A 20,050-nucleotide genomic window follows, 5' to 3' on the forward strand; every position below is an offset into this window, starting at 1 on the left:
CTCCTTGGTGGGCTTCTGGCGCGGGTACGGGGATGGCGGTGCGGGCGGCGGGGCCCGACCGGGCGGCTCACCGGCGGTCGTCCGCGAACTGGCCCGGCTTGCGTCCCTCACCGGCCGGGCCGCGGTAGGCCTGGGCGATGTCCAGCCACTTCTCGGCGTTCGCACCGGTCGCGGTCAGCGCGAGGTCCTCGCGGTGCCGGCGCCGGGTGACCAGCAGGGCGAAGTCGTGCGCGGGGCCCTGGATCGTGTCGGTGGCGTCCTCGGGGCCTGCCGTCCACACATCGCCGGACGGGGCGGTCAGGACGAAGCGGAGGGGCTCGGCGGGCGGGGTCAGACCGTGCGACTCGTAACCGAAGTCGCGGGTCAGCCAGGCGAAGTCGACGATGTTGCGCAGCCGCTCGGTGGGCTCCCTGCGGGCTCCCAGCGCGTCGGCGATGTCCTGTCCGTGGCCGAAGAGCTCCATGATCCCGGCGCAGGCCAGCACGACCGGCGGCAGCGGGTTGACCAGCCACGGCACGACCTGACCCGCAGGGACGGCGGCGAGCGCGTCGACCGACGCCTCGCCCTGGGCACGGAAGCGGGCGAGCAGTTCCTTGGGCGGGAAGCCGTTGAACTGCTTGAGCGCGGCGTTCACCGCGCCGTTGAAGTTCCCGGCGGCCGAAGCGGTGATGGCCTTGAACGCCTGCGGGTCGGAGGCGGCCGTCCTGGCCAGGGTGAAGATGAAGGTGAGGTGGGCGATCTGGTCGGCGACGCTCCAGCCCGGGGCGGGCGTCGGGGTGTGCCAGGCCTCGTCGTCGATGTTCTCCACCAGCCGGGCGACCTCGTCGATGTCGGCGGTCAGGTGCTTGAGAACGTCATTGAGGGTGTTCATTTCTTTCTCCTTCTCATACGGACTTCGAGGTCGGGGTGGAGCCGGGACCCGGGACGGGTTGGGTCCCGTGAGGCAACTCACTGGGCGTGCGAAGGGATCGGGGTCGGTCCCGTGAAGCAACTCACTGGGCGTGCGAAGGGATCGCCGCGCGGTTCGCGGTCAGGCGGCGGCCCGGCCGGCCAGGGAACGGGTCTGGCCCGAGTAGGGCGCGAGCGCCTCGGCCAGGGCCGCGGGGATCAGGGAGGGAACGGTGGCGGTGTTCGGGCCGCGCATGCAGGCGATCCGCTGCTTGCCGCGGGCCACCAGGGTCTCGCCGCCGTCCTCGGTCACCTTCACGTAGTCGAAGGTGAACTCCAGCTGGGTCTGGCCCAGTTCGGCCAGCCGCATCCGGATCGACAGCTCGTCGAAGGCCGTGATCTCGGCGAAGAACTCGCAGTCCACCTTGAGCGTGAAGAGCTTGAGGTCGTCCTGCACCTCGGCCAGCACCGCGGGCGCCTTCTGCTTGAGGAACAGCTCCCGGCAGCGGCCCTGCCAGCGCAGGTAGTTCACGTAGTAGACGTTGCCCACGAGGTTGGTCTCCTCGAAGCCGACCGTGTGGGTGTACTCGAAGTAGTCCGTCGTCGCAGTCATCGTCCGTAGCCCTTCGTCATGATCCGGGTGTCGTCGGTGGTCAGGTCCGGCGTTCAGCCGGTTGTTTGAAACAACTCACTCGCCGGACGCGTCCGCCCGAGGCGATCTCTCGCCGGTCGGACGCGTGGTGTGCCGGGTGCGCGGGGTACGCGGATGCGCCGGTGCGCGGGCGCGGGTGCTCAGGCGCGGGTCAGCGTGGGCAGCAGCGGCAGGACCTTCTTGCGGCCGCTGCGGGAGCCGTCGGGGGCGGGGGCGCCGTAGGTGACGGCGATTCCCTTGGCCTGGGCGGCCCGCACGATGCCGGGGATGGCGCGCTCGGCGAGCGCGGCGATGGTCATCGCGGGGTTGACGGTCAGCGCACCGGGCACGGCGGAGCCGTCGGTGACGAAGATCCCGGGGTGGTCGCGGAGTTCGTTGCGGTCGTCGAGCGCGGAGGTGTGCGGGTCGTCGCCCATCCGGCAGGAGGAGAGCGGGTGGACGGTGTAGGCACCGACCAGGTCGTTGGTCCAGGGCATCACCTTGGCCAGGCCGTCCTTCTCCAGGATCTCCTTGACCTCGGCGTCGGAGGCGTCCCAGGCGCCCAGGGTGTTCTTCGTCGGCTCGTACGTCAGGTTGCCCCGGCCGAGCATCTGCTGCGAGATGCGGTGGGCGTTACCGGTGGCGGGCGGCGGCCCGAAGACTCCTTCGTTGTCGTCCTCGATCATCGAGAAGATCGTGAGCCAGGACGTCCACTTCTTGAGGATCTCCTTCTTCTCCTTGCCGAACCAGCTCGCGCCGGTGGCGTCGGGGACCTGGGCGAGGATCGTGCCCAGGCCCGGCGGGAAGTAGAGCTGTTCCAGGGAGTAGCGGGAGTACTCGGGCAGTGAGCCGTCCAGCTTGTCCCAGCTGGCCACGGTGGGGCCCTTGCCGATCTGGTTGGCGGCGTACGCCAGTCCGTCGCCGCGGTCCAGTCCGAACAGCTCGGCGGCCTTCTCCTCGTCGATGATGGCGGTGTTGAGCCGTTCCCCGTTTCCGGAGAAGTAGCGGCCGACGGCCCGCGGCATCGTGCCGAGGTGGGGTTCGCTGCGCTGGAGGATGACCGGGGTGGCACCGGCTCCGGCGGCCATGACCACGATCTTCGCCTCGATCACGCCGCTGCCGGCCTGGAGGCGGTAGTCCTCGTCGTGGATGACGTTGTAGTGGACCTGGTAGTCGCCGTCGGAGGTGCGCGATATGTGCTGCACCTCGTGCAGGGGGCGGATCTCCGCACCGTGGGCGATGGCGGCCGGCAGGTAGTTGACCAGCAGCGACTGTTTGGCCTCGAAGCGGCAGCCGGCCATCATCCAGTTGCAGTTGACGCACTTGGTGTTGTCGATGGCGACGGCGAGCGGGTTGGCGGTGCGGCCGGAGTGGTTGCAGGCGGCGGCCCACAGGCCACCGGCGTAGCTGACGTCGTTCCAGTCCTGCTTGGCGATCGACAGCGACTCCTCGACCCGGTCGTACCAGGGGTCGAGGGTGTCGCGGCTGACCGCGCCCGGCCACATCCGGCGGCCGATGGAGCCCTGCCGGTCGAAGACGAAGCGCGGGGCACGCGGCATTGCGGCGAAGTAGACGACGCTGCCGCCTCCGACGCAGTTGCCGCCGAGGATGCTCATCCCGTTGCCGACCACGAAGTCGAAGGCCCGGGTGTAGGACGAGCCGAGCTTGTAGTCGTGCTCGAAGTCGTTGCTCTCCAGCCACGGTCCGCGTTCCAGGACCGTGACCTTGGCGCCGCCGGCGGCCAGGTGGTAGGCGGCGATCGCGCCACCGAAACCGCTGCCGATGACGAGGACGTCCGTGCGCTCGGCCGTGCTGCTCATGCTGGGCTCCCGGAAGACGTGGTGTCGGGGTGGAGTCGGGCGAGTTCCCGGCCGTAGCCGAAGTCCTTGAAGCGCCACAGGCCGTCCGCGTCGGGATGCGAGAGGCCCATGGCCGCGAGCCCGGGGTGACCGTCCGCCAGTGCCTGTGCGGTGTGCAGGTGCGCGGCCGAGTCGAAGGACATGTTGCAGAAGAGGGAGAGCATCACCCAGAAGTCCTTCTCCGGGTGACCGGGCTTCGTCAGCCGGAGGATCAGGGCGACGCGGTCGGGGTACTCCAGCGCCACGAAGGGCGGTACGGACGGGTCGAGGGTCAGGCCCTGCTCCCTGGCGTAGACCTCGGCGTGCTCGTTGACGAGGCGGGCCAGGTCGTCCAGACCGTCGTGGATGCCGGTGGCATCCCATTCGAGGAGCTCCAGAGCCCCGGCCTGGACGGCGCCGCCGCCGGTGGAGACACCGGCGATGGCGCGGTCCTCGGGCGAGCGCTTCTGTCCAGGAATGATCGTGTCGGCATAGGCCTCCAGTGTCATCGTCCGGAGTTCGCCGTCCGGCGCCACTCGCTCATTTTCGTTTCGCAATGCTCTCTCCTTTCGGATAGTGCCGAGTGGGGCGCCTTGCGGCGTGACAGAAAGCTAGAACCGGTCTCCTGGTTCAAGCAACTCGCCAAAGTAGTCGTGAGGTTGAACCCGACTCCCCTGAGTTGCCCCGTCACCGCATCTGAATCAGGCCCATCGGCACACTGCTCACTAGGCTCGGAACCTGGATGCATTCACCACCCGCACGTGACATTTCCTTCTGCGTCGAAAACGGGATGCGGAAGTGGGCCCGGTCTCATGCTTGGGGGAAACGTGAAAAGTGCAGACGCTGATCTGCGTGTACCGGAACATCCCACGCACCTCGTACGGATCGATGCACTCATTCCCGCGGACTCACCGCGCCTCAATGGCATCGACCCCTCCCATGTGCGCAGGCTGGCGGCCGTCTACACGTCCCTGCCCCCGGTCCTCGTGCACCGGCCCACCATGCGTGTGGTCGACGGTATGCACCGCATCGGCGCCGCCACCCTCAAGGGGCTGGAAGCGGTCGAGGTGAGGTTCTTCGAGGGCGCCGAGGACCAGGTCTTTCTCCAGTCCGTGTCCGCGAACATCTCGAACGGACTGCCGCTGTCGGTGGCCGACCGCAAGACCGCCGCCCAGCGCATCCTGGCCTCGCACCCCAGCCTCTCGGACCGGGCGGTGGCCACGCACGTGGGCCTCGACGCCAAGACCGTCGCCGGTGTACGAGTCTGTTCAGCTGCGGGTTCTCCGCTGCTGAACATACGTACGGGAGCCGACGGCCGGGCCCATCCGCTCGACCGGACCGCCGAACGCATCCACGCCGCGGCACTGCTGACCCGGGACCCCGCCCTTCCCCTGCGGGCCGTCGTCGAGCGCACCGGCCTCTCGCTGGGGACCGCGCACGACGTCCGCCGCCGGCTGCTGCGCGGCGAGGACCCGGTCCCGCAGAGCCGGCAGGCCACCGGGCCCGCCATGCGTCAGAACCCGGACCAGGAGCCCGCACAGGCCCCCGGCGCCCTCCCCGCACCGGATCAGGCCACAGCCGCGGACCCGGCCGCGCAGGCAGCCGTACGGGCCCCCCGGGCACCGTTCTCCCCCAGGTCCCGCGCCCCGATGGACACGCTGCGCAAGCTCGCCAACGACCCGTCCCTGCGCCATACCGACTCGGGCCGCGAGTTCGTGCGCTGGCTGCACACCCGCTTCATCGTCGACGAGGCGTGGCGCAAGCGCGCGGACGCCGTACCTCCGCACTGCGTCGACTCCATGGCCGAGCTGGCCCAGCACTGCTCCGACGCCTGGCGCCGCTTCGCCGAGGACCTGGTCAGGCGCCGGCACACCGGATCGGCGGGCATCCCGGAAATCCGTACGACTCAGCCAACTCGACGTTGACGCCACGCCTCGACAGGGAGATACGGTGACCACCAATACCATCGAGCACGCTGTCCGCCGAGTCATCGGTTACATGCACGTCAACCTCGGCCAGGATCTGACGATCGACGACATGGCGCGCACGGCGATGTTCAGCAAGTTTCACTTCACCCGGATCTTCCGTGAAGTCACCGGCACCTCTCCCGGACGTTTTCTCTCCGCACTGCGGATTCAGGAAGCGAAGCGACTTCTGACACATACGGATTTCAGCGTCGCCGACATCAGCAGTCAGGTCGGATACAGCAGCGTCGGTACGTTCAGTTCACGATTCAAGGCGTGTGTGGGGCTCTCGCCGAGTGCTTTCCGGGATTTCGGCGGTGTCATGCCGAACTTCCCCGCCACCACGGTCCGTACCCCTTCCGTCGCCCACAGCCTGACGCTGCGCGGCCGTATCGTCCTCGCCCCCGGCCAGGAGCCGGGCAACATCTTCGTCGGGCTCTTCCCCAGCCGGGTCCGCCAGGGCCAGCCGGTGCGCTGGACGATGCTCGACGGACCCGGTGCCTTCGAACTGCGGGGCCTGCCCGGCGGCACCTGGTACGTCCTGGTCCACTCCGTGCCCTACGGCCATGAGCACCGCTCCTTCGGCTCCGACGGCGCCGACATCCTGTCCGTCGGGCAGCACGGCCCGGTCTCGGTGCACCCCGGCGCGCTGCTGCGTCCGGCCGACATGGTGCTGCGCCGCCCGGACGAGCTCGACCCGCCGCTCCTGGTGGCCCGGTTCGCCGAGAACGGCGCCGTACAGCAGCGGGTGGCGACGCACTGACACAGAAGAGAGGGCCGGACGCGGATCACTCCGCGTCCGGCCCTCTCTTCCGTGTCCGCGTGCCGTCAGCCCACCGGGTGCACCGTCATCGGGAGCCCGCCGCGCATCCGCAGCGAGAGCATGGGCTCGGCCACCGCCCGGTGGCCGGGGACGGTGCGCAGTTCGAGGTCCCGGGTGACCAGGGCCGTGACGAACACCGCCTCCATCATCCCGAGGTTGCTGCCGACACAGAACCGCGGTCCGGCGCCGAACGGGATGTACGCGTACCGGGGCCGGCTGGCGACCCGCTGCGGGTCGAACCGCTCGGGGTCGAACCGCTCCGGCTCCTCCCACAGGCTCGGATTGCGGTGCATGACGTACGGGCAGATCAGCACGTCCGCCTTGGCCGACACCCGGAAGCCGCCGACCTCGTCGGCCTGCTGGGCGACCCTCGGCAGCACCCACACCGGCGGGTACAGCCGCATGGCCTCCTGCACCACCATCGTCGTGTACGTCAGCCGGTGCAGGTCGTCCACGTCGGGGACCCGGTCCCCCAGGACGGCGCGGGCCTCCGCGCGCACCGCGGCGCGCACCTCGGGGTGGCGTTCCACCAGGTGGAGCGTCCAGCCGAGGGTGCTGGCCGTGGTCTCGTGCCCGGCGAGCAGCAGCGTGACCAGTTCCTCCCGCAGCCGTCCGCGGACCTTGGCGGGGTCGCGCTGCTGTTTGCGGGCCGCGACGATGATCCGGGACAGGGCGTCGTCGGCCGACTCGCCGTCGGCCATCCGTGCGCTGCGGTCGGCCACCAGCAGGTCGACGACCCGGTACAGCTCCCGGCGGGCCCGGCGGAAGCGCCCCTGCGCGGGCAGCGGGAGCCACCAGGGCACCATGCCCTGGCTGACCATCTCCAGCATGGCCTGGTCCTGGACCCCCTCGAAGGCGTGCGCGACGGAGTCGTGCGCGGTGAGGTCGGAGTCGAGCAGCGTGCGGCCGAGCACCCCGAGGGTGAGTCCGGTGACCTCCTGCAGGACGTCGACCGGGCCGCTGCCCTCGTGGGTGCGCAGCAGGGCGACGAGCTTGGCCGCCTCCTCGGCGACGGCGTCGGCCTGCTGGTTGATGCGGCCCGGTTTGAACGCGGGCTGCACCGCCCGGCGCTGATTGCGCCAGACCTCGCCGTCGCTGGTGAGCAGGCCGTCGCCCAGTACCCGGCGGGCCTGCACCAGGCCGATGCCCTTGTGGTAGTTGGCGCTGTTGTCGGCCAGGACGTGCTTGGCGTAGTCGGGCCGGTTGAAGACGTAGAGCTTCTTGGGACCCATGGAGACCCGGACGGCGTCGCCCAGGTCGGCCGCGTCCTGGATCATTCCCAGACGGTCCACGGCGAGCTTCTTCAGGAGCCCCGGCAGGGCCCGGACCGGCGGTCCGGGCGGATCGACGCTCATGCCGCCCTGCCTTCGCGTTGTTCGGGGAGGAACCGGCGGAAGCGCCCGTCGGCGAAGAGCAGGGCCTCCCGGACGGGCCAGCGCGCGGCGGTGAGGACCTGGCCCAGGAAGATCGTGTGGTCGCCCCCGTCGTACACCCGCCACTTCTCGCACTCCAGGTGGGCCACCGCCCCGTCGATCAGAGGGGCGTCGCCGGCCCGTCCCGGCAGCCAGTCGACGGTGTCGAACTGGCCCGCCCCGGCGGGGCGCGACCGGTTGGCGAAGTGCCGGGCCACCGCTTCCTGGCCCGCGCCGAGCACCGACACGGAGAAGGTGGACGACTGGTCGAGGCTGCGGTGCATCACCGCGTCCTTGTTGACGCAGAACAGCACCAGCGGCGGTGCGAGGGAGACGGAGGTGAAGGAGTTGGCCGTCATGCCCCGCGAGGCCTCCCCGCCGACGGTCACCACGGTGACCCCGGTGGGGAACGCCCCGAACGTTCCTCGTAGTTGTTTACTGTCCAGCAGGTTGACGAGCTCCGCGGGCGGAGCAGCCATCAGACTCATATCTGCCTCCCAGCCGACGGCCGCGAACCGGCCGCGTAGAGGGCCAGCGCTCGCGCCAGCACGTCGGGGATCAGTGCGGGAACAGGGGCGGTGGGTGGACCGCTCATGACGGCGACGCGCTGGCGGCCACGGGCCACCAGCACCTCACCGTCCTCCTTGACGTACTCGAAGACGAGGTCGAACTCGGTGTGGCCGATGTCCGCCACCCGCATCCGGATGGACAGCTGATCGAGTGCCTTGACCACTTCCAGCAGTTCGCAGTCCACCTGGAGGGTGAACAGCCGCGTGCCGTCGGCCCCTTCCTCCGCGAGGCCGAACGCCTCGCGGAGGAACTCCCGGCGGCAGCGCCCCTGCCAGTTCATGTACGTCACATAGTCGGCGGTGCCGCAGAGATCGGTCTCGGCGAAGGCCACCGTGTGCCGGTACGCGAAGTGGTCGCCCGGGTCCGTCGTCGCCGTCATGGCGCTCACCCTTCCGCCCCCGGAGCCCGCGCGGTGTCCCCTGCGTCCGTGAGAAAGGCGAACACCGCCGGTTCCAGCGCGTTGCGCAGTGCCGTGACGAAGGTGGCGATGCGCAGTCCGCCCGCGGTGAGGACGACCCAGTTGTCCCGGATCTGCGGGACCAGGGTCAGGGGCACCCCGCCGAGCAGTCCGGCCTTCCGCAGGCACTCGACGGCGCCCCACACACGGGTCGCCGCGGTGTCGGGGGTCTCCCCCGTCTCCCTGGCCACCAGGGCGGCCAGCTCGCCGTGTTCGCCGAGCAGTCCCTCCCAGTCGGCGGCGCTGCGGATGTTGACCGCTTCGACGTCACAGGCCACGGTCGACGCGGCGACGACCCCGAGGGTCACCCCCAGGCCGTGGGCCGCCGAGAGGTGGCTCCCGCCGTCGAGCTCGGGGCGGCCGTCGGGGCGGTAGCGCACCTCGGCGCTCTCGCCCAGGGCCCGTTGGACGGCCCGCGCGGTGGCCGCGCGGCGGTCGGCCGTGGAGTCTCCGGTGCCGGGCAGGTCCGGTTCGACGGCGACGTCGATGTGGGTGCCGAGCACCTCCTCCAGGGTCCGCTCCAGGTAGGAGCCGAGCAGCGGGGCGACCCACGGTCCGGAACCGTCCGTCTTGCGGACGGCGTGCAGGGTGAGCCCCTCCCACCGTTCGACGACGGTGCCGTCGGGGGTGCGTACCGCGATGTCGTACACATAGGTGTCGCCGTCCCGGTAACGCTCGGTGGCGCAGTAGCGCACCTCCTCCGGCAGATCGGCGCCGGCGGCCATCGGGTAGAGCCGCTCGATGCCGGACGGCAGCAGGGTCGCGTCGGGGACGCACACCTGGTTGCCGTGCATCAGCGCGTCCCGCATACCGGGGTCGGCCAGCAGCAGCGTGCCCGGCAGGAATCCGGCGAACCAGCCGGACGGCGCCCCGATCGCCACATCGGCGTCGACGTGCCGGGCGGCGGCCCGGTGGAAGCGGCGCAGCCGCTGGAAGCGCTCGCCCTGGAAGAGGACGCCGCCGTACAGGTCGGCCGCCGGGTCCAGCGGGGCGGCCGGGACGTCCGGGCCCACCTGGGCCGGGGGCCCGTCCGGGATGGGCGTACCGGAGTAGTCCAGCCTGGCGCGGAAGTGTTCGGCGACGAAGCCGGTGTCCTCCGCGTGGATGGCCACGTCCACCGTGTCGGTGTCGGTGACGGTGGCCGCGATCCGGATCCGGGTGGTCCCGGCGGGCGGCACCACGATGGGCCGCAGGAACTGCGCCCCCTCGATGACCGGTACGTCGGTGCGGCCGGTGACCGCGGACGCCACCTGGACCATGGCCTCGATGCCGAACACGGCGGGCAGCAGCAGGTTGCCGTCGAGCAGGTGATCGGCGAGGTAGAGGTCGGTACCGGCGTTCAGTTCGACCTCGGTGACCAGCTCGACCCCGTGGTAGCGCACGAGCGGGGCGCCGGTGAACCGCAGCAGCGGCAGCGGCGGCAGGTCCCGGCGTACGGTCTCGATGCCTTCCGTACGTCCGCTGATCACCGTCACCACGGGCGCGTCCGGGTCCGAGATCAGCCGGAGCAGGATCTCGACGCCCTGGTCGGGCGAGACCGGGACGATGCCCTCGCGGGACAGCGACTCGACGACGGAGAGCTTCTCACCCATGCCGATGCCGGACCACACGGACCATTCCATGCACAGGGCACGGCAGTCCGGGTTGTCGCGGGCGACCTGCTCGGTGAGGTCGGCCAGCCATTCGTTGGCGGTGGCGTAGTGCGCCTCGCCCCGCAGTCCGGCCCGGCCGATAATGCTGCCGAAGGTGACGAGGAGCTTCAGGTTCTCCTCGCCGACGACATCCAGGACGGTGCGCAGCCCGTCGACCTTGGGGGCGAACGTGCTGTGGACGGTGTCCATGCCGAGGCCGGTGAGCGCGGCGGGTTCGTTGCGGCCCGCCCCGTGCAGTACGGCGGTGACGGGGCCGAGCGCGTCGGTGAGTTCGGCGACGGCCTCGGCGACGCGTGCCGGGTCGGTGACGTCGGCGGCGGCGTAGCGCACCGTCGCCCCGCTGTCCGCCATGCGCCGCAGGTTCGCGGCGAGGTCCTCGTCCCGGGCGGGGTCGGACCGGCCGAGGACGGCCAGCTTGACGCCGGTCCGCCGGGCCACGGCGAGCGCGCACTCGGCGGTGATGCCCTTGCCGCCGCCGGTGACGAGCAGGACGTCGGAGTCGTCGAGGATCTGGTCGCTGTGCTCGGCGCGGACGGGCAGGGCGCGCAGGACCGGGACGCGGCGGCTGCCGTCGGCGGCGAGGTGGACCTCGCTGAAGCGGCCGGTCGCGGCGACCTCGGCGGCCACCCGTTCCGCGGCACCGGGGGCCACCGGGGTGTGGACGACGGTGGTCCGCAGGTGGGGTGCCTCCAGATGCAGGGTCTTGGCCAGTCCGGCCGCGCCCCGGCCGTGCTGCACCAGGACGAAGCGGCGTTCGCGGTCGCCCGCGAGGGCGGCCTTGGCACCGTTCAGCGCGTGTGCGATCTGTTCGCGTGAACAGGCGGGCGGCAGGCAGACCAGGACCCCGGAGCCCACCTCGGCGTTCTCCAGGGCGTTTCGCACGTCCTGGGCGAAGGGGTGGTCCTGGGCGGTGAACAGCTCCCAGGTCCCCTTCTCCCCGCCCGGTACGGCGGCGGGCAGCGCGATCTCGTCGAGGTCGACGGCGAAGGGACGGGCCCAGGCGGCGGAGCCCGCCACGACGGCCGCGGTGCCCGCGCCGTCGCCGCCGGTCTCGGCCAGTGTGGTGAGCGCCTCGGCCAGTTCGGCCACCGTCGCGGTGGCGAAGTTGGTCGGTACGTGGGCGGCGGTGAGGCCGAGCTGGACGGCTGCCTGGTTGACGATCTGGCCGACCGTGATCGAGCTCATGTGCAGGTCGTCCAGGAGGCTGCTGTTCTCGTCGACCAGTTCGGGCGGCAGCTCCGCCCGTTCGGCGACCAGGGCGCGCAGGACGTCGAGTGCCGACTCCCCCGCCGAGCTGCCGGCCGGTGCGGGGGCGCCGCCGCCGGAGCTCTCCGTACGGGGGGCGCGGGCGGCGGGCAGGGCGACATCGGGTGCCTGCTCGCAGGGGTTGGTCAGGAAACTGAACTCGGCGCCGATCTCCAGCGGCCGGGTCAGCCGGTCGTTGAAGAGCCGCTCGTGGATGAGCGGGGCGCCCAGCACATAGGCGGCGCCGACGACCTGGAGCAGTCCGCGCAGGGACTCGTCGTCGGTGTTCAGGGCGACGGCCGGTACGTCGGAGGTGGCCGCCGCCATGGAGGCGAGCACCCGGCCGGGGCCGACCTCGATGAACAGGTCGACGTCGGTGGCGGCCGACCGTACCGCCTGGGTGAACAGCACCGGGTCGGTGATCTGCTGCCGCAGCAGCTTGGCGAGGTCGGCGTCGCTCTCCAGTTCCTCGCCGGTGACGGTGGAGACGACCCGGCGCTCCAGCTCGTCCAGGCGCGCTTCGTCGAGCCAGTCGCCGAAGGAGTCGGCGGCCGGGGCGACGAGGGGCGAGTGGAAGGCGTGCGAGACCGGCAGGCGGGTGCAGGTGACACCGGCCTGTCCGGCCCGTTCGGCGACGGTGGCGATGGCGTCGACGGGTCCGGCGACGACGGTCTGCCGGGGGCCGTTGTACCCGGAGATGACGACGGGGAGCGCTTCGATGAGCGCCCCGGCCTGTTCGGGGGTGGTGGCCAGGGAGGCCATGGTGCCCGAGGCGCTGTGCTCGGCCATGGCCGCACCGCGGACCCGGGCCGCCTCCAGCAGGGTGGTGGAGTCCAGGGCGCCCGCCCAGTGCAGGGCGGAGAGTTCGCCGAGGCTGTGGCCGACGGCGACGTCGGCCTCGATGCCGAGCGCGTCCAGGACGCGCAGTGCGGCGGTGGAGCCGGTGACGATGCGGGGCTGGGCCACGTCGGTGGCGACCATGTCGCCGGTGGTGGGCAGCTTGGCCCGGGTGTACACCTCGGCGGCCTCGGTGAAGCGGCGGGCGAGTGCGCCGCCGCCGGTCGAGGTGCCCGAGCCCTGGCCCGGGAAGAGGAAGCCGATGCGGGCCTCCTCGGTGGCCCGGCCGAGGAAGGTGCGGCCGTCCGGGGAGAGCGTGATGGGTGAGCCGGCGTCCGTGTCCGTCGCGTCGGCCAGCCTGCGCAGCCGCAGTTCGGCGTCCTCCGGCGAGGTGACGACGACGGCCGCCCGGTGGGGCAGTTCGCGCAGTTCGCGCTGGAGGGTGGCGGCCAGGTCGCCGAGCTGGGCGTAGGAGACCTGGGCGGCGAAGTCCGCGACCCGGGTGAGGCGTTCCTTGAGCGCCTGCGGTGATTCGGCGTCCAGGAGCAGCAGTTCGGCGTCCTGGAGGGAGTTGGCCAGGGTGGTGGCGCGGCGGCTGACGGCAGGCCGCTTGGCGGGGACCGCCTTGTCGAGGACGACATGGGTGTTGATCCCGCCGAATCCCATGGCGGTGATCCCGGCGCGCAGCGGTGCGTTCCTGGGCCATGCCTCCGCCTTGCGCAGGACCCGCAGGTTGGCCGACTCGTCGGTGAGCAGCTCGTGCGGGTCGACGCAGCCGATGGCGGGCGGCAGCATCGCGGCGTCCAGGGCCATCGCGGCCTTGATCAGTCCGGCGATTCCGGCGGCGGCCTTGGTGTGGCCGATCATGCCCTTGATGGAGCTGATGACGGCGGTGGGTGCGTTCGGGTCGGCCTGCGCACGGGCGCCCATGATCGCCGTGAGTTCGGTCGCGTCGCCGACGGCGGTGCCGGTGCCGTGGCCCTCGAAGAGCGGGACGGTGTCGATGCCGAAACCGGCCCGCTCGTAGGCGCGGGACATGGCGAGCTGGTATCCGCTGACCTCGGGGCGGGTGATGCCGCCCTGGCCGTCGGAGGAGATGCCCCAGCCGGCGATGGACGCGTAGACGCGGTGTCCTGCGGCGAGTGCGTCCTCCTCGCGCATCAGGACGATCATTCCGCAGCCCTCGCCCGGCCAGAAGCCGTTGGAGCCGCGGTCGTAGAGCCGCATCTCCTTCTTGGCGAGTGCTCCGGTCTTGGCGAAGCCGATGATCTCGAAGGGGTCGATGGACAGGTCGACGCCACCGGCGACCGCGACGTCGAGGTCGCCGTTCAGCAGCGAGGTGGAGGCGGTGGTGACCGACAGGAGCGAGGAGGAGCAGGCGCCGTCGACGGTGTAGCCGCCGCCGTTGAGGTCGAAGTGATTGCAGATCCGTCCGGCGATGGTGTTCGACAGGCCGCCCGCGAGGGTGTCCTCGTCGATGGCGGGGAACGGCTTCTTGTAGGCGTCCTCCACCCCTTCGAGGAATTCGCCGAGGCGGTCGTCGCTCCAGTCCTGGCCCTTGAGGGCGTCGGCGAGCACCCGGCGTACGTACGGCCAGCGCAGCCGCATCACGTTGGCGCGGGAGAACTCACCGGTGAGGGTGTTGCCGACGATGACGCCGGTGCGCTCCTTGGGCAGTCCTTCCCCGACCGGGAAACCCGCGTCGGCCAGTGCCCGGGTGGCGGTGTCCAGGGCGAGCCAGTGCGTCAGGTCGGTGGAGCGGTAGGTGCTGCCCGCGATGCGGTGGGCGATCCGGTCGAACTCGTACCCTTCGAGGACCGCGGCGTTCCGGGCGTAGAACTTGTCCGGGACCGTGGGGTCCGGGTCGTAGTAGTCGTCCAGGCGCATACGTACGTCGGGCAGCTTGCGGAAGGCGCGCCGTCCGGCGACCGCGTTCTCCCACAGTTCGCGTGGGGTGGTGGCATCGGGGTAGCTGCACGCCACCCCGACTATCGCGATCCTGCTCATACGGGCATCGCCACCTTTTTGTCGTTCTCCGCCCGTGCTGCCGCGCACTTGCCGTGGAAGCAGGTGCCGTCCTGGCACGGGTCACCGGAGGGGACCGCCGCGACGACGGGTACGGGGGCGTGCGCCGGTACGTGAGCCGGTACGGCGGCGAGCTGCTCGGCCGGTTTCGCCGGAGCCTGCTCGGCCTGCTGTGCCTGCTTGGCCTCCGCGGCGCGCTGCTTGGCCAGGAAGTGCAGGGCCCACAGGTAGCCGCCGCGGATCAGGCAGACGAGTGCGGTGGCGAAGAAGATGCCGTACGCGATGCCGAGCCCGGTCAGCACGCCGTACATCGCGGCGACGCCGCCGCCGAAGGCGATCTGGGAGGAGCGCTTGGAGGGCGAGGTACCGGGGTCGGTGACCATGTAGTTGGTGAAGAGGATGAAGGCCACCCCGGTCATCATGCCGAGCGCCGAGGGGATGGAGGTCCCCATGACGAGCCCGCGGATGACGGCCTGGAGGGCGAAGCCGACCAGCCAGGCGCTGATCAGCCACATACGGCCCGTCAGCTTCGCGTTCAGCAGGGTGCCCAGGGTCAGGATGATCGCCGGGAGGACCCAGTCGGCGGGGCCGTACAGGTACTCGGTGAAGTGGTACGGCGGGGCGATGCTGGCCCACGGGAAGAGCAGCAGGATCATCGCGATGCCGAAGTTCGACGGGTTCATGTAGTGCCGCATACGGCCCTTGAGCGGGGCGCGGAGCACCCACTTGGTGCCGACGGCGACGATGACGCCGAACATCATGACCCAGACGCGGTCATTGACGTACGTGAGCATGTTCACCGCGAGTCCGGTGATGTGCGCGGGGAAGAGGAACTCCACCATCCCCTTGAAGCCGCCGCCCGCGTAGCGGGGTGCGCGCTTCTCGCCGCGGGCGCTGAGCGCCTCCAGACCGATCTCCACCGTGTAGGCGGTGATGACCGCGATGAAGGGCCACAGCCAGGGCTGCTCGAAGCCGAGGAAGGTGTACCCGGCGATGTTGAGGATGGAGATGGAGATCGCGAACCGGCGGAGCGCGGTGACGACTTTGACGTTGTGCCGTGGGGCGGCACCGGTGGTCTGTTCGGCAGGCACGGTCACTTCTCCTTGGCATCGGTGCCGAGCTGGAGGGAGTGCCAGCCGGGGCTCAACTGGAGTTCCTTGTTGCGCACCTGTCCGGTGCGGTCGCGCCAGGTCAGGTGGGTCTGCACCGGTCCGTCGGCCTCCTTGCCGAGGCCGATGTGCACGTCCTGGCTGCGCTTGCCGGAGTGGCCGCTGCCGCCGTCGACCCGGCCGATCCGGGTGCTGCCGTCGGACAGGGTGACGGTGACCTGTGCGCCGATCACGGGCGAGCCGGCCTCGTCGGTGAGGTTGAGGCCCAGGAAGTCCCCGGCGTTCTCGCTCATGTTGCAGTAGAAGACCGGGTCCTCCCACTGGCGGGCCACGACCAGGTCGAGGCGGCCGTCGCCGTCGGCGTCACCGGTGGCGATGCCGCGGGTGGGCACGGGCACGGCCAGGCCGAGCTGCTTGGACAGGTCGCTGTAGGCGTCGCCGTCCTTGTTCTTGACGTAGAAGCGGATGTGCTGGTCACCGGCGAGGTCGTCGCCCTCTTCCACGTTGGGCCAGAAGTAGGGGTGCTTGGTCAGCCCGTCGTTGGCGGTGGCGAGCTCCTGGAGCTGGGCCCACCGGTTGCGCTTGCCCTTGACGAAGCCGACGGCCTGGGTGATCTCCTGGATGCCGTTGTTGTCGAAGTCGCCCATCTTCACGTCCCAGCCCCAGCCGGACCAGGCGAGGTTGAGCGGGGCGCTCTCGTCCTTGTACGGGGCGACGCCGTCGCGGAACTTGGCCCGCAGGTCGGCCTTGTCCTTGGCCGTGCCGATGAAGGCGAAGTTCGACTCCTGGATACCGAAGGACGTGGTGATGTTGGAGACGAACGCGTCGTACACGCCGTCGTTGTCCAGGTCACCGAAGTCGACGCCCATGCCCTTGAAGGAGCTGCGGCCGATCTCCTTGGACTTCGGGGTGGTCGCGGTGTGCTTGGCCTTGACCTGGCTGAACTTGAACTTCCCGGGCGTCGACTTGTTGTAGAGGAGCGCCGAGGTCCCGAAGTCGTGCGCGAGGTAGATCTCGGGGCGCTGGTCGCCGTCGAGGTCGGTGGCGGAGACGGCGAGCGTCCAGCCCTTGTCGATGGAGTCCGGCAGGACGTTCTTGATCTCCTGGTAGCCGGACGCGGTCCAGCGGAAGAAGTGACCGCCGCCGCCGTTCTGGGCGTGCGACAGCGAGTCGTTCATCGTCACACCGCCGTCCTTGGTGTCGTCCAGGACGGGGCTGTCGGGGAAGTAGTTGCCGATGTAGATGTCGTTGTGTCCGTCGCCGTCGAAGTCGGCGACGGCCGCGGCGTTGGAGTTCCACAGCGGGCCGGTGTAGACGCTGCCGCCGTTGCCGGGCACCAGCTCGACGGGCTCGAAGCGCTCGGCGCTCACCGGTGTCCCGGCCTCGACGGCGTCCTTCTTCGCCTGGAAGATGACGGGGGTGCGGCCCCAGTAGTAGACGAGGAGGTCGGTGGCGCCGTCCTCGTTGTAGTCGCCGGGGACACAGCCGATCGGGGCCGTGATGTCGCTCTTGGGCAGCGGCGACGGGTCGAGTGCGAACGGGGCGTACGTCGGACTCTTGCGGCCGGGCACCGGCGCGGGTGTGACCACGGCCTGGTCGATCTGCGGATCGGTGATGCAGAGGTCGTTGGGCAGCCCGTCGCCGTCGATGTCATTCATCGCGACACCCGCGCCGACCGAGGAGATCCAGGCCTCGATGTGCTTGTACGCCTTGTTCACCTTGCGGACGGTCTGCTGCTTGAATCCGCCCGGCATGGCTATCGCCATCGGCTCGAAGGCGAAATTCTGGGCCAGTTCCGCTTTTTCCGCAGCACTCGACTCGTGCGGCTTCACCGCATAAAAGGTGCTGACCATGAGAGCCAGTGCCACGACTCCGGGCGCCTGCTTTCGCAGCCAGGAAATTGGGTGTGTCATGCGACGGCGCCTTTCTGCGCGTGCGGAACGGAAGTGATCGCGGCGGCGATGTGCTGCCGCCAGGTCTCGAAGGCCGGGATGTCGCCGCCGTCGCAGCCCGCGGGCACCGAGTCGGTGCACACCCGCGCGGCTTCCTCCGGGGTCCGGCCGCCGCACAGGACGCGGGCCGCCACATGCGTATGGGCGATCGTCGTGCCCGCCCGCTCGCGCGCCTCGCAGGCGAACGCGGAGCCCTGCGCCAGGTTCGACCGGTGCACGCCCGCGTGCTCGGCGAAGCGCAGCAGCTCGTCCGCGTCGGCGCTGCCCGCGTAGGTGCAGGCGAGCCCCGCACCGGCGTACATGTCGCCGTGGCGGTGGGCGGGGTAGGCGCCGATGAGTCCGGCGACGACGTCGGGGTCGGTGCAGCCGACGAACCACAGGGCGCGGCCGATGCCCTGGTCGATGACGCGGGCGCTGTAGGCGTCCGGGCCGCCCTTCCAGCTGAAGGGGTGGTCCCGACCGGGGTCGCGGACGTAGGCGTCGGTCTTGAAGTACGCCTGGTGGAAGCCGTATCCGTCCAGGATCAGCCAGCGCAGCACCGGGTCGGTCCCGGTCACGTCGGGCCACAGGAACTTCGGCAGCCTGGCCATCGCCCAGCCGATGCCGACGTAGATCATGTAGTTGTGGTGCCGGCCCTCGCCCTCCAGGATTCCGGTCAGCCGCTTGTTGCTGCCCGTCAGCGAGTCGAGCATGACGGCGCCCATACCGGCGCCCTCGTAGGCGAACCCGCGGAAGGCCCGGGGAACGGTCTCCAGCCATTCGACGGCCTGGTCCGCGGAACGCGCCTCGACCGCATAGGCGTACCCCTGGAGGAAACTCGCCCCGACGGATTCCAGCTGCTGTTTGGCCTCCGCGTTCTTGACGTGGAATCCGCGTGTTTCCAGCTGCGTTTCCCGGACATTGGGTGTGAGGACTCGGCGCCTCAGCGCACGCAAGATGGACACCTAAAAGACCGCCCCTCGATTCCTTTACCTGAATTTCCCGTACACTTAATCGAACATATTCAATCGGTGTACCGGGCCGTCTACTCCAGAAATGCTCAACGGGCATTCACGAGCAGTTGTTCACGCACCGCGCGCCGCCAGATTTCGTACGTGGGGACCTCGCCGTCCGCGCTCGGCGCGGGTGCGGCGTCGTCCGCGAGCGCGGCCGCCGCCTCGACGGTGATCCCGGCCAGCGCGTGCAGCGCGGTCCGGGTGTGCTCGGGGACGGTGGAGGAGAAGTGACGGGCCTTCGCCGCGAAGACGGAGCCCTGCGCCACATGGCCGCGCAGCTCGCCGGCCCCGGTGCGCAGCGCGGCCAGGTCGTCGGCCGTGGAGCAGCCCGCGAAGGTGGCGGCCAGTCCGACGCCCGCCCACAGATCCGGCCGGCGTTCGGAGGCGAACCTGCGCACGGCGGAAGAGACATGCTCGACCTGCGCGCCGTGGATGAACCACAGGGCGCGCCCGATGCCCTGGTCCACCGCCCGCTGGAAGTAGTCCGGGTGCCCGTCCCAGGCGTACGGGGTGTCCAGGCGCTGCTCGTCGACCCAGCGGGCGGGGTCGAAGTAGGCGCGGTCGAAGCCGTAGCCGTCGACGGCGAGCCAGGTCATCGGCGGGTAGAACTCCTCGCCGTCGAGCTCGTCGGGCATGACCTTCTTCCACAGCGGTCTTGGCAGCTTCGCCATGGCGAAGCCGATGCCGATGTAGTTGAGGAAGATGTGCCGCCGTCCGGCGCCCTGGAGGAGTTCCCGGGTGCGCCCGCCGCGGCCGGGCATCGAGTCCCGGATGACCGAGGCCATGGTCGCGCCCTCGTAGGCGAAGCCCTGCACCTCCAGGTCGACCAGGGACAACCGCCGCTCGATCTCCCACAGGTCCTTCGACTCGATGCCCCACTCGAAGCCGGTCACCACCGCCTGCGGGATGCTTTCCAGCTGTCTGGTGGCGGCGGTTTCGACGACCGGAAAACCACGGCCGGCGAAGCTCACGTCACGCAGGGACGGAGCCATGATCAGTCTGCGCAGAGAGCCCATTGCCGTTGCCACGCGGTGCCTCCTCGACCGGCCACCAGGGGGGTGGCGACGGGCCTCATGGTCGGGCGGCGGCAAAGATCAGGGCATCTTCGCAAATGCGCAACACCGGTGCGCTGAAAGGGGTTTGAGGGCACCGGAAGGGCGTGTCAACTCAGCGCGTGCGGCGCACCGCGACCTCTTCGTCATGGATGTCGCGGCCGCACGAGACGCACCCCATCCGCACCTGTACATCACCGTCGCAGCCGATGTGCTCGGCGCGCCTCGGCGGGCCCAGCTCAGTGGGCAGGTTCCGGTCGCCCCACTGCATCAGGGCGACCACGGCCACGGTCAGGTCCCGCCCCATCGGGGTGAGCGGATACTCGTGGCGCACCGGCTTGTCCTGGTACGGCACCCGTTCCATGATGCCGAGATCGACGAGACGGGCGAGCCGGTTGGTCAGTACGTTGCGGGCGATCGGGAGATGGCCGAGGAACCCGTCGAACCGTTTGACCCCCAGGAGGGCCGAACGGACGATCAGCAGGGTCCAGCGCTCCCCGATCACTTCGAGGGCACGGGCAAGCGAGCAGTCCTGTCCTTCATATGTCCGTGGCAGCATGCCCGGACCGTAACCCGTGAGTTGCGTGAAAGGACTCGATC

General features: G+C 70.3%; 15 protein-coding genes. 2 read left to right on the forward strand and 13 right to left on the reverse strand.

All coding sequences use genetic code 11. The annotated features are described in order from the left end of the window. Nucleotides 1-67: 67 nt before the first annotated feature. From A6A29_RS17710 to A6A29_RS17725, 4 genes are all read right to left on the reverse strand, one after another. Nucleotides 68-871 (reverse strand): TIGR03084 family metal-binding protein, encoded by an 804-nt coding sequence (locus A6A29_RS17710; protein ID WP_073721048.1) that lies wholly within the window; start codon nt 869-871, stop codon nt 68-70. A 159-nt stretch (nt 872-1,030) separates the two neighbouring features. Next, a complete protein-coding gene (locus tag A6A29_RS17715) occupies nt 1,031-1,501 on the reverse strand; it encodes an acyl-CoA thioesterase (protein WP_073721049.1) in 471 nt (156 codons plus the stop codon). 179 nt (nt 1,502-1,680) lie between these two features. Then, nucleotides 1,681-3,339 carry an FAD-dependent oxidoreductase gene (locus A6A29_RS17720; protein WP_073721050.1) on the reverse strand — a complete coding sequence of 553 codons (1,659 nt, stop codon included), beginning with the start codon at nt 3,337-3,339 and terminating at the stop codon, nt 1,681-1,683. Further along, complete coding sequence (locus A6A29_RS17725) at nt 3,336-3,866, reverse strand: DUF5987 family protein (protein ID WP_073721087.1); 531 nt, start codon at nt 3,864-3,866, stop codon at nt 3,336-3,338. The genes A6A29_RS17720 and A6A29_RS17725 overlap by 4 nt, the downstream gene beginning before the upstream one ends. A gap of 318 nt (nt 3,867-4,184) precedes the next feature. Between A6A29_RS17725 and A6A29_RS17730 the strand changes: the two genes are divergently transcribed. Both A6A29_RS17730 and A6A29_RS17735 read left to right on the forward strand, forming a co-directional pair. Beyond that, nucleotides 4,185-5,282: a transcriptional regulator gene (locus A6A29_RS17730; RefSeq protein ID WP_241838532.1), complete on the forward strand. Its 1,098-nt coding sequence runs from the start codon at nt 4,185-4,187 to the stop codon at nt 5,280-5,282. 25 nt (nt 5,283-5,307) lie between these two features. Beyond that, the gene (locus tag A6A29_RS17735) at nt 5,308-6,084 is read left to right on the forward strand and encodes a helix-turn-helix domain-containing protein (RefSeq protein ID WP_073721051.1); all 777 of its coding nucleotides are present in this window, start codon (nt 5,308-5,310) and stop codon (nt 6,082-6,084) included. A gap of 65 nt (nt 6,085-6,149) precedes the next feature. On the opposite strand, the gene A6A29_RS17740 is transcribed toward A6A29_RS17735, so the two are convergent. The 9 genes from A6A29_RS17740 to A6A29_RS17780 form a co-directional block, all read right to left on the reverse strand. Next, on the reverse strand, nt 6,150-7,499 hold the full coding sequence (locus A6A29_RS17740) for a cytochrome P450 (RefSeq protein WP_073721052.1): 1,350 nt from the start codon (nt 7,497-7,499) through the stop codon (nt 6,150-6,152). Next, nucleotides 7,496-8,044 carry a flavin reductase family protein gene (locus A6A29_RS17745; RefSeq protein WP_073721053.1) on the reverse strand — a complete coding sequence of 183 codons (549 nt, stop codon included), beginning with the start codon at nt 8,042-8,044 and terminating at the stop codon, nt 7,496-7,498. The genes A6A29_RS17740 and A6A29_RS17745 overlap by 4 nt, the downstream gene beginning before the upstream one ends. Further along, nucleotides 8,041-8,505 (reverse strand): acyl-CoA thioesterase, encoded by a 465-nt coding sequence (locus A6A29_RS17750; RefSeq protein WP_073721054.1) that lies wholly within the window; start codon nt 8,503-8,505, stop codon nt 8,041-8,043. The genes A6A29_RS17745 and A6A29_RS17750 overlap by 4 nt, the downstream gene beginning before the upstream one ends. A 5-nt stretch (nt 8,506-8,510) precedes the next feature. Continuing rightward, nucleotides 8,511-14,324 carry a type I polyketide synthase gene (locus A6A29_RS17755; RefSeq protein ID WP_073721055.1) on the reverse strand — a complete coding sequence of 1,938 codons (5,814 nt, stop codon included), beginning with the start codon at nt 14,322-14,324 and terminating at the stop codon, nt 8,511-8,513. Then, complete coding sequence (locus A6A29_RS17760) at nt 14,321-15,439, reverse strand: enediyne biosynthesis protein (RefSeq protein WP_073721056.1); 1,119 nt, start codon at nt 15,437-15,439, stop codon at nt 14,321-14,323. Before A6A29_RS17760 ends, A6A29_RS17755 begins: the two co-directional genes overlap by 4 nt. Then, nucleotides 15,436-17,364, reverse strand: coding sequence for a CRTAC1 family protein (locus A6A29_RS17765; protein ID WP_079182824.1), 1,929 nt, complete (start codon nt 17,362-17,364; stop codon nt 15,436-15,438). The genes A6A29_RS17760 and A6A29_RS17765 overlap by 4 nt, the downstream gene beginning before the upstream one ends. Further along, a complete protein-coding gene (locus tag A6A29_RS17770) occupies nt 17,361-18,347 on the reverse strand; it encodes a DUF1702 family protein (RefSeq protein WP_073721058.1) in 987 nt (328 codons plus the stop codon). The genes A6A29_RS17765 and A6A29_RS17770 overlap by 4 nt, the downstream gene beginning before the upstream one ends. Before the next feature lie 95 nt (nt 18,348-18,442). Continuing rightward, nucleotides 18,443-19,426: a DUF1702 family protein gene (locus A6A29_RS17775; RefSeq protein ID WP_079182825.1), complete on the reverse strand. Its 984-nt coding sequence runs from the start codon at nt 19,424-19,426 to the stop codon at nt 18,443-18,445. 139 nt (nt 19,427-19,565) lie between these two features. Next, complete coding sequence (locus tag A6A29_RS17780; RefSeq protein ID WP_073721089.1) at nt 19,566-20,009, reverse strand: winged helix-turn-helix transcriptional regulator; 444 nt, start codon at nt 20,007-20,009, stop codon at nt 19,566-19,568. Nucleotides 20,010-20,050 lie beyond the last annotated feature (41 nt).

Source organism: Streptomyces sp. TSRI0281 (assembly GCF_001905125.1).
GTDB lineage: Bacteria > Actinomycetota > Actinomycetes > Streptomycetales > Streptomycetaceae > Streptomyces.